Source organism: Saccharopolyspora sp. NPDC002578, assembly GCF_053592695.1.
The window spans coordinates 1-10025 of sequence record NZ_JBSFWJ010000124.1; the positions used below are offsets into that span (position 1 = coordinate 1).

Sequence of the window (10025 nt, forward strand, 5' to 3'; positions counted from 1 at the left end):
TCTTCTCGCGAGGACAGCTTTTTCCCTCGTGGCGGAGCCACTTGGGAAAAAGATCCCGCAGCGAGAAGACACCTGAGGTTCCGCCACCCGACCCCTACGCAGACCGAGGCCAGAGAGGTCAGTCCCTCACGGAGTCCAGGCTTCGACCTCTGCGAGGAAGGCTGCTTTGCCGTCCTCGTCGAGGAAGGAGGCGCGGAAGGAGTTCGCCGCCAGCGTCCGCAGCTGCTCGGGGGTCAAGCCAAGCTCGCGGCGCACCGCGTCGAAGTTCTCGTCGGCGTAGCCGCCGAAGTAGGCCGGGTCGTCGGAGTTCACCGTCACCAGCAGCCCGTGCTCCAGCAGCCGCGGCAAGGTGTGGTGCCCCAGCTCCGCGAACGCTCCCAGCCGCACGTTCGACAGCGGGCACACCGTCAGCGGGATCTGCTCCCGTCGCAGCCGTTCGACCAGCTCCGGGTCCTCCAGGGCGCGGATCCCGTGGTCGATGCGCTGCACCCCGAGCAGGTCCAGCGCTTCCCGCACGTACTCCGGCGGTCCTTCTTCGCCGGCGTGCGCGACCGCGCGCAGCCCGAGCTCGTGGGCTCGCCGGAACACCTCGGTGAACTTCGACGGCGGGTGCCCGACTTCGGCGGAGTCCAGGCCGACGCCGACGATCCGGTCCAAGAACGGCTCGGCGAGGCGCAGCGCTTCGGCGGCGGACTCGGCGGATTCGTCGCGCAGGAAGCACAGGATGAGCGAGGCCGACACCTCGCTGTCGTCGAGCGCCGCGCAGAGCCCGCCGATCACGGTCTCCATCGCGACGCCGCGCTTGAGGTGCGCCTGCGGGTCGAAGAAGATCTCCGCGTGCCGCACGCCGTGGGCGGCGCAGCGGTCCAGGTAGGCGGCGGCCAGGTCGCGGAAGTCCGCGGCGGTGCGCAGCACGGCCATGTTCGCGTAGTAGATGTCCAGGAACGACTGCAGGTCGGCGAACTCGTACTTCGCCCGCAGGTCGGCGACCGACTCGTGCGGCAGCGCGATGTCGTTGCGCCGCGCCAGCGCGAAGACCATCTCGGGTTCGAGGGTGCCTTCGATGTGCACGTGCAGTTCGGCCTTGGGCGGAGTGTTCATCCCGCGAGACTAGCGAGGCGATCGCGCGGGACCGCGGGTCCGGCGGCCGGGGGAGACGGCGCTCACCGTCCGGCTGGCGCGGCCTTCGCCCGCTGGGCGGCGGCCATGACCTCGCGCAGCGCGGTGTTCAACGACTCCAGCTCGCCGATCGGCATTCCGAGGCGTTCGACGATCTGCTGCGGGATCTTCTCGGCTTCCGCGCGCAGCTCGCGGCCTGCGGGGGTCAGCGCCGCGGTCACCAGCCGTTCGTCGCCCGCGCTGCGGCTGCGGGTGAGGTAGCCGACCGATTCGAGCCGTTTGAGCAGCGGCGACAGCGTCGCCGGCTCGGCCTGCACGGTGTGGCTGAGGTCCTTGACCGAGCGCGGATCCGATTCCCACAGCGCCAGCATCACCAGGTATTGCGGGTGGGTCAGGTTCAACGGTTCCAGCAGCGGCCGGTACAGCGCGATCACGCCGCGGGAGGCGACGGACAGCGCGAAGCAGACCTGCCGGTCCAGCGCCAGCGGGTCCTCGCCGAGGTCGACCCGGCCCGGGGACTGATCCGCTGGTTCGACGGGGTTCATCACGTTCCTCTCGACAGGCCTGGAACGCACGTTAACATATCGCGTGCATATGATTAGTGCGTTAAACATTCGCGCGTGAGGCCGTCCGCGCGGGCGGCGGGTGGAAGGCGGTGTGCGGTGGCCGAGGCGAAGCGGGTGCGGCCCGACCCGGTGCGCTGGATCTGGTACTCCTTCGGCGGCAAACTGCCGTCGCGCTACGACGAGTGGGTGCTGCACGACGTCACGGCGCGCACCTGGCAGCTGCGCCACGGCGTGCGCAGCCTCGTGCAGATCTCGCCGGGGCTGTTGTTCCTGCTGGTCCCGGGCCCGATGTGGATCAAGGCGATGGCGATCCTCGGCGGCGCGATCCTGGCGGTCTGGTACGGCATGGCCTACGCCGAGTTCACCTGCGAGCACCGCGCCTTCAAGCAGGGCTACCCGCTCGGCATCGCGCGGCAGCGCCGCAAGGAGGCCTCGGAGCAGCTGAGCGCGGAGCAGCAGGCCCGCTACGCGGCGCTCTACCGGTCGGAACCGGAGCGCCCCGAGGGCGACGCGAACTGACCGGATCATCCGGTTCCGCGCTCGGTGCCGAATTCCGCGTTCGGCTCGCCAGGATGGTTGCGATGAACCGGAAGCCGTTGTGCCGCAACGGGATACGCTGCCGTCGGGCACCCTCGTCGCACCGGCCGCCGCGGATGATTCATGCTGATGACACCCGTCCACACAGCGAAGTGCCCGGAACGCGGCACCCTGGGACGGTGGTCGATACCGATGCGCCGGAACCGGTGCGCGTCCCGCGGAGCGCTCCGCGAGCGGCGGCCGGGTGGTTCCGGCGGTCCGGACCTCTCCGGCGCCGGAATCGGCCGAAGGCACAGACATGAAGGAAGGCAGCGCCATGACGACGACACTCGGAACCCTGCTCACCGCGATCGTCACCCCGTTCGACGACGAGCTGAAAGTCGATGAGGACGCCTTCGTCGCGCTGCTGCACCACGTCATCGACAGCGGTTCCGACGGCATCGTCGTCTGCGGCACCACCGGCGAGGCGGCGACGCTCACCAACGAGGAGCACCTGCGCCTCGTCGAGATCGCCTGCGCCGAGCGCCCCGAAGGCGTCACGATCCTCGGCTCCACCGGTTCCAACGACACCGCCCAGGCGTGCGCGATGACCGAGCGGGTCACCGAGCTCGGGGTGGACGGCGTGCTGTCGGTGACCCCGTACTACAACCGCCCGAACCGGCGCGGCCTGGTGCGGCACTACGCCGAGATCGCGAACGCCACCGACAAGCCGATCGTGCTCTACAACATCCCGGCCCGGACCGCGACGGACATGCCCAACGACCTGCTCGCCGAGCTCGCGCAGATCGAGCGGGTGGACTACGTCAAGCAGGCCAACGACGACAACCTGGCCCTGGTGGACGGGCTCGGCGTCTACGCGGGCAACAACGAGACGTTCGCCCGCACGCTGGACATGGGCGGTGCGGGCGGCATCGTCGTGGCCAGCCACATCGCGGGCCCGCAGATGCGGCGGATGGTCGAGGAGCCGGAGCACCGCGCGGAGCTCGACGCCTCGCTCAAGGACCTGTACTCGGCGCTGTCGGTGACGACGAACCCGATCCCGGTGAAGGCCGCGCTGAACCTGCTCGGACACCCCGTCGGAGGCCCGCGCCTGCCGCTGGCGGAGGCCGACGAGGCCGAGATCGAGGTGGTCCGCGCAGCCCTCGTCTCCGGCGGCTTCCTGGCCGCCTGACCTACCGCGAACCGAGCGAGCCCCGGACGACCACGTCGTCCGGGGCTCGCTCCGTCCAGAACAACCGCCTCGCGCGCCTGCTCGCACCGAGCGGAGCAAGCGATTACCTCAGCGTCTGCGTTTCTTGATCCTTGTCTTGTCAGCGGCGGAGCCGCTGAGCAGCGACCCAGCACGCAGCCGCACCACCCGCGGGTTCTCAGCTGCTTCCTCGCGAGGACGGCTTTTTCCCTCGTGGCGGAGCCACTCGGGAAAAAGCTGTGACACCGGCCAGGGGCGCAGTGAGGAAGCAGCTGAGGTTCCGCCACCCGGCCACCCGAGCAACAAGACCAAAGACAGGCTCCTCAGCCCTCGGACTTCTCCGTGATCAGCAGGTCCTCCAGCTCGCGCATCGCGGTGCGGAGGTTGTCGGCGAACGCGTACATGCCGCCCGAGACCGGCAGCGGCGTGCTCAGGTAGATGTGCAGCCGGTCGGGCAGCAGCACGTAGGCCACGCCGATGCACTTCCCGCTCGTGGAGCCGAATCCGAAGTACTGGATGTTCGTCGACGGCGCCGAGCTGGTGCTCAGGTAGTCGTCGCGCATGATGTTCCAGCCCGGCGTGTCGTAGAGCGCCAGCGGTTCGGTCGCGCCCAGCTCGGCGCCGCGGCGGCGCTGGATGAGCTGCAGCTCCCACAGGTGCTGCTCCGGCGCGTCCCCGGCCTGGCACTGCTTGGCCCGCGCCACGTGCTTGTCGGCCGCCGCCCGGAACGCCGCGGTGCGCTTCGCCGCGTCCGCAGCCGGATCGTCCATCGCGGTCACGAACTCGACGATCTCCGGGGTCACCACCCGCATCGCCTCGGTGCGGCCGTGCCGCCACTGCCGGGTCGCGATCGACTCGTAGGTGGCGCCGATGCCCTTGGTGCGCTTGTGGGCGAGCTGGTAGGCCATCTGCACGAACGCGTCCGGGGACATGCCCAGCCGCTTCGCCCGGTCCGAGCCGAAGTCCTCGAACGCGAGGATCTTGTTGGAGGTCTCGGCGGCGAAGGTGGCGAACGCGCCCGCCGCGGCACGCACCTCGGCCCGCAGCGCGTCGTCGAGGGTGAACTCGACGCCCGCGACCTCCGGGGTGCCCTGCGAGCGCGCGCCGGAGTTCGCGGCGTGCTGCTCGGGCGCGGAGTTCAGCAGCGAGTCGACGAAGGTGAGGATCGTGGTGCCGTCCAGGCCGCAGTGCTCCACGTTGATGCCGGCCCGGCCGTCCTCGAAGACGATGAGCGACACGGCCTTGTCGAACCAGCGGTTGCCGCTGTCGCCGTGCAGCAGCTGGTCGCAGGCCTCCTGGGTGTCGGTGGGCGCGAAGTCCTCCAGGCACACGCAGAACAACGCCGATTCCACGGTGTCGAGCTCGTCGGCGTTGCCGAGGTCGAGCAGCCGCTGCCGCGTGCGGGCCCAGTCCGCGCGGGCCTTCGTGGTGAGGTTGCCGACGGCGTCGTCGACGGCGGCGCGGGAGGTTCCGGCCTTGCGGACCTCCTCCAGCCCGGCCGCCAGGTCCGCGAGGTCGTGCGGCGTGCCGTCGGGGGCGATCACGTCGAGGCGGAACAGGTTCCCGCGGAAGAACACCACGATGTGCCGGGCGGGCGACGGCCCGGGGTGGTCGGCGGAGTACGGGGTCCGCACGGTGTCCTGCTGCTCGCCGGGAATCCTGGTGGTGGAGAACAGGAACTTGTTCTGCTCCATCGAGGACGCCTGGCCGCGCTGGATCAGCGGCGGCAGCGACTCGTCGTCGAGGGCCTTCTTGTAGGCCACCGCACCGGCGATGAGCCCCGCGGCGCGGTCGATCTGCCCCAGCTCGGAATCCTGGAACAGGAAGAAGAAGTTCGCGTTCAGCGCGATCCGGTCCCGCCTGCCGAGGTAGCGCGACGGCCAGAACTCGTCGAGCCAGCTGTGCGCGTCCTCGCTCGAGTCGAAGCGCTCCAGGTCGGCGTGCAGCGCGCGGGCCGGGCTCTCGGGGCGCAGGTACTCGGCGACGGCCTGCTCGGTGCGGGCGAGCTCGTCGGCGGTCAGCAGCGGTGCGCACCATTCGAGGAAGCGCGCGCAACTGTTCTCCAGCGTGGGCACCGGCACGCGCGGCAGCCGGTCCTCGTTGCCGAAGGTTCGGGGGGACCATTGCTGTGTGTCGTTCACGGTCATCCTTGCGAAATGGGGGTCGGGTGTTCGGCGGTGCTTCGCGATGTCATTCGCGGGGGCGGGACAAGAACAGTTCCGCGTAGAGCCAGCCCTCGCTTTCCAAGCCGTCCGGGGACACTCCGGCGCCGGCCAGCGTGTCCAGCATCAGGGCCCGTTCTTGCGGCGAGGCGAATCGGCGTTGTTCGAAGGCGCCTTCGACGTGCACGGTTTCGTAGCCTAGCTCCGCGAGGCTCGCGGCCACTTCGGTGAACGGGAACATGCGCAGCACGAAGTGCGCCATCCACGGCTTGCGCGGTCCCGCGGCGTCGGCGATGCGGCGGACGGTGCGTTCTCCGACGTAGCCGAGGCATCCGGTGGACACGACCACGTCGGCGGTGGCGAGCCGCTGTCGCTGCTGCTCGTCCGGTTCCCGCGCCTCCAGGTCGGCGTGCACGACGTCGTCGAGGAACCCGGCGTCGAGCGCGTAGTCCAGGGCGGCCCGCGAGGTGTCGAGGCCGATGAACCGCGCGTCGCGTCCACCGCCGCGCGCCCGCAGCCAATCCCGGTCGCGGGTCAGCATCTCCTCGTGCGCCAGCGCATCGGCGGCCGGGTCGGTGTAGTGCGCGTAGAGCTCGTCCAGCGTCGCGTCGCACTTCAGCAGCGCGGCGTTGATGCCGTAGGAACTGCCGATGTCGACGACCGTCGGCACCGCCACCTGGCGGGCCTGCCGGTATTCGTCGAGGAATTTGCCGAAGTACGGTTTCGCCAGTTGCGGAATCCGGTAGTCGAGCGTCCGCAAGGTGCGGAAGTAATCGCGCGGATCGGGACGGGTGTAGATGTGGTCCAGCGTGACTTTTCCGGTGGAATCGAACTGCACGGGCCGGTGCTCCTCTGCGAGGGGGGACGTGGTCAGTCGAGCAGCGCGTCGCCGCGCACGGCGTTGCCCTCGGCGGCCACGTGCTCGGGCAGGACCCGGCCGAAGATCTGCTTGGTGCGCGAGACGCTGCCGATGACTCCGGGACGCTCGCTGTAGGCGAAGATCGCCGAGTAGCGCGCCGTCGACCCGCCGACCTCGGTGACCCGGTGCAGCGAGTAGCGCCCCTTGAACAGCTGCAGATCACCGGGGCGCAGCGTCAACCGCCGGACGAGGTGCTCGCCGTCGCCGTCGAGCACGGCCCGCACGTCGTCGAAGTTCTCCTCGTCGCCGGAGCGGATGTCCTGGCAGTACTCGAATCCGCCGCCGGACTCCGGTTCCTGGGTCAGCATGCTGACCGCGAACTCGTTGGTGTCGAAGTGCCACGGGTGCGCCATGCCGGGGTTGACGACGTTGAGCGTGAGCCCGGCCAGCGGATCGGCGAGCGGGTGGATCCGCGGCAGCTGCACGCAGTCGGCGAGGAACCGCTGGAACAACGGGTCCGCGTAGAGCCGGTGGATGATCGCCTCGGCGGGGATCTGGTCGCGCGCCACGAACGCGTTGCCGCGCTCCAGGGTCTTGCGGCCGGGGTGCTCCGGGGGCAGCTCGGTGCTGGTGTCGATGTTGTAGGCGTTGACGACCTCGACGTCGTAGTGCGCTTCCGGCGCGATCTCCGCGCACTCCCGGCGCAGTTCCTCCTGCAGCGCGGGCCGGATGAAGTCGGGCAGCACGCTGCAGCCGTGCTCGGCGAGATCCCGGCGGGCACGGGCGACCACCTCGGTCCAGCCGGGGCCGTCCGGTTCCGCGAGGGGGTAGCGGGTCGTGTCGACCACTCGCTCGATCAGTGGGGACTCGGATGCGCTCATGTGGTCCTCTCCGCACGTCGAGTTCACCGACCCGAGCGAAGCGGGCCCGGTGCACGCGATCCGCGCCGCTGCGGTGTACTCCGGCTCCAACGAATCTGGCACGGCGCGGTTACTGGCGGGTGCCCGCCGCGTCGGGGAATCCGGCCGGTTTTTCTCGCGAAGATCAAATTAGCGGATTTGCTGCGAGCGCAGCAGGTTCGCGAACGCGGATCGTGTGATCGGGATCGCTTTGTGCGGCCGGTGTCGCGACGTGTAGAGGGGCGTGGCCCGGATCGGCCACGCCCCTCGGGAGGTCGGCTCAGCGCGCAGCGGGCTCCGAGAGCGGCACGAGCACGAAGTCGTGACCGCTGCGCCCGTTCGGCACCGAGACGCGGCTCGCCGCGGGAGCCGCTCCGCGCGCGGCGGCGACGACGGTGACGAACCGGTCCGGAAGGTCGTGCACCTCGTAGCCGCCGTCGGCGTCGGCGTCGACCCGCGCGAGCTGGTTGCCGGCCGAGTCCGTCACGGTCACCACGGCGCCCGCCGCGGGCACGTCGCCGCGCAGCCGGACGCTGCCGGCCAGCGTCCGGTGGTGCGCGGGCTGCGGGGGCTCGAAGAGGGGGTCGACGACGGTGCCGCCGTCGTCCTCGTGCTCGTAGGAACCGGCTTCGGCCACGGCCTCCGGGTCTTGGTCCTGCTTGCGCTTCGCGTACCACTGGGTCGCGGCCGTGAGCGCCACCCCGGCCGCGCACCAGGACACGAGCCCGATGATCCCCGGCCACGACCCGGCGCCGTCGAAGTAGAGGATGCCGCGGATCGAATCGGCGGCCTCGCCCAGCGGCAGCAGCAGGTGGAAGAACTGGAAGAAGGGATGCACCAGCTCCTTCGGGATCGCACCGCCGCTCGAAGGCATGCTCAGCAGCACGAACAGCGTCATCGCGACACCGGGGATGAACTGCTTCACCAGCGGCACCAGGCCGAACGTCGTCCACCCGACGGCCTGGGTGAGCAGGAAGCCCAGCAGCAGCACCACCGGGTGCGCGGGGATCACGTCGAGCAGTCGGCCCGCCGCGTAGCAGACGATCGCGGCGAACGCCCCGACGCCGACCAGCGACAGCAGCTTCTGGCGGGTCGTGAGCTCGGCGCGCAGCAGCACCATGACCGTGACGTACGGCGGGATGTTCATCGCCAGCAGCAGGTAGAACAGCCCGGTTCCCAGCACGTCGCCCGGCGCGGTGGGGGCGAGGTCGACGGTGGTCAGCGCGTGCCCGCCCGCGGCGGCGACGGGCGCGAACATCTGCTGCAGGAACTGCACCAGCGCGGCGCCGTTGGCCTTGGCGTAGAACAGCTCGCCCGTGGCCGGGTCGTAGGCGGCGACGGCCTCCCGGTCGGTGATCGCCGCGCGGGCCGCCGCCGCGTCGGGCACGGGAGCCACCTCGACGCCGCCGGGCAGCGCCGCGGCGAACTTCGCGTCGAGCTGCTGGGCGACCTGCTCGCCGACGGCCACCACCGGCAGGTGGTGCGGCGTCGGCGCGTGGAACGGCAGCAGGTAGCACAGCACGAAGCCGAGGATGAAGAAGATCGGGAACCACAGCGACGATGCCAGGGTGCGCACCAGCGATGCCGGCTGCTGCTCGGGCACGACTTGCTCCTTGTCTCGGTGGCGGCGCGAGCGGACGAGCTCGGGCCGGGCTGCTGATCGAGTGCGGCGGACGTCCCGGGACGGCTCGCTGCGCGGAGTCGAGTGCGGGGCGGTGTCGGCGATGCGGGACTCCGGGCGCGGCGACGATGCCTGCTGCCCCGGTGGCCCGGGCTCTGGAACGGTATCAGTACCTGCATTCGATGCAAGAATGCACGTACTGCAATTTTTGCGGGTGCGTGCTTTGTCCGATCAGGGCGGAGCCGGAGGCGCGGGGACGCCGCGCACTACGATGGACGGCCCGACGTGCATCCGGCCGCGACGGATCCGTGAACGGGAGCCCCAGGATGTCCAGAACCACGATGCCCCGAGCGTCCGGCGACGTCCCGCCGCGCGAGCAAGGGGGCCTGCGCGAGCGCAAGAAGCGCGCCACCAGGCAGGCCCTGCAGCAGGCCGCGGTCCGGTTGTTCCGGGAGCACGGCCCGGTGTCGGTCACCGTGGAGGACATCTGCGCCGCGGCGGACGTGTCCGCGCGCACCTTCTTCAACTACTTCGCCTCGAAGGAAGAGGTGCTGGTCCCCTGGGACCCGCCGACCGTCGCGAGCACCGCGCGGCGCATCGTGGACGGCCCCGCCGCGGAATCCCTGCTGAGCGTCGTGCACCGGGTGCTGGGGGAGACGATCGACACCGCGATGGCCGCGCCCACCTGGCGAGATCAGGCCGTGGTGCTGCGCGATCACCCCGAGCTGGTGAGCCGGGTGGCGCTGGCCTCGTGGGACTTGGAGCAGGCGCTGGCCGACGGGGTGGCCCGCCGCACGGGGGGCGAGCAGGAGGACCCGTACGTGCGGCAGCTGGCGGCGACCGCGGTGACGACGCTGCGGGTGGCGATCCAGTGCTGGCACCGGGCCGACCCGGACTCCGACCTGCACGACCACCTCGACTCGGCGTTCACCCGCTTGGCCGACGGCCTCCGCCCGGACTGATTGCCTGTCTTTGTTCTTGGCCTGAGTAGGGGTCGGGTGGCGGAACCTCAGGTGCTTCCTCGCTGCGGGATCTTTTTCCCGAGTGGCTCCGCCACGAGGGAAAAAGCCGTC

At 70.5% G+C, this 10025-nt stretch carries 9 protein-coding genes; 3 read left to right on the top strand and 6 right to left on the bottom strand.

Features of this window, described 5'->3' with window-relative positions; translation table 11 throughout:
* Window positions 1-126: 126 nt before the first annotated feature.
* Complete coding sequence (locus tag ACWD38_RS29350; RefSeq protein WP_184478616.1) at window positions 127-1101, bottom strand: adenosine deaminase; 975 nt, start codon at window positions 1099-1101, stop codon at window positions 127-129.
* Window positions 1102-1163: 62 nt separating this feature from the next.
* On the bottom strand, window positions 1164-1664 hold the full coding sequence (locus ACWD38_RS29355; RefSeq protein WP_184478617.1) for a MarR family winged helix-turn-helix transcriptional regulator: 501 nt from the start codon (window positions 1662-1664) through the stop codon (window positions 1164-1166).
* 117 nt (window positions 1665-1781) lie between these two features.
* On the opposite strand from ACWD38_RS29355, the gene ACWD38_RS29360 reads away from it, so the two are divergent.
* Entirely contained in the window at window positions 1782-2204 is a 423-nt protein-coding gene (locus ACWD38_RS29360; RefSeq protein ID WP_450125362.1) for a DUF5313 family protein, read from the top strand.
* A gap of 334 nt (window positions 2205-2538) precedes the next feature.
* Window positions 2539-3393, top strand: a complete 855-nt coding sequence (dapA, locus tag ACWD38_RS29365; RefSeq protein WP_184478618.1) for a 4-hydroxy-tetrahydrodipicolinate synthase — start codon at window positions 2539-2541, stop codon at window positions 3391-3393.
* A gap of 341 nt (window positions 3394-3734) precedes the next feature.
* On the opposite strand, the gene ACWD38_RS29370 is transcribed toward dapA, so the two are convergent.
* The 4 genes from ACWD38_RS29370 to ACWD38_RS29385 all read right to left on the bottom strand — a co-directional run bounded on the left by ACWD38_RS29370 (window position 3735) and on the right by ACWD38_RS29385 (window position 8934).
* Window positions 3735-5552, bottom strand: coding sequence for a choline/carnitine O-acyltransferase (locus ACWD38_RS29370; protein WP_450125363.1), 1818 nt, complete (start codon window positions 5550-5552; stop codon window positions 3735-3737).
* A 49-nt stretch (window positions 5553-5601) separates the two neighbouring features.
* Window positions 5602-6411, bottom strand: coding sequence for a class I SAM-dependent methyltransferase (locus tag ACWD38_RS29375; RefSeq protein WP_184478620.1), 810 nt, complete (start codon window positions 6409-6411; stop codon window positions 5602-5604).
* Window positions 6412-6443: 32 nt separating this feature from the next.
* Window positions 6444-7313, bottom strand: a complete 870-nt coding sequence (locus ACWD38_RS29380) for a HalD/BesD family halogenase (protein ID WP_184478621.1) — start codon at window positions 7311-7313, stop codon at window positions 6444-6446.
* Window positions 7314-7611: 298 nt separating this feature from the next.
* A complete protein-coding gene (locus ACWD38_RS29385; RefSeq protein WP_184478622.1) occupies window positions 7612-8934 on the bottom strand; it encodes a carboxypeptidase-like regulatory domain-containing protein in 1323 nt (440 codons plus the stop codon).
* Window positions 8935-9278: 344 nt separating this feature from the next.
* On the opposite strand from ACWD38_RS29385, the gene ACWD38_RS29390 reads away from it, so the two are divergent.
* Window positions 9279-9914 (top strand): TetR/AcrR family transcriptional regulator, encoded by a 636-nt coding sequence (locus ACWD38_RS29390; RefSeq protein WP_184478623.1) that lies wholly within the window; start codon window positions 9279-9281, stop codon window positions 9912-9914.
* Window positions 9915-10025: the final 111 nt, after the last annotated feature.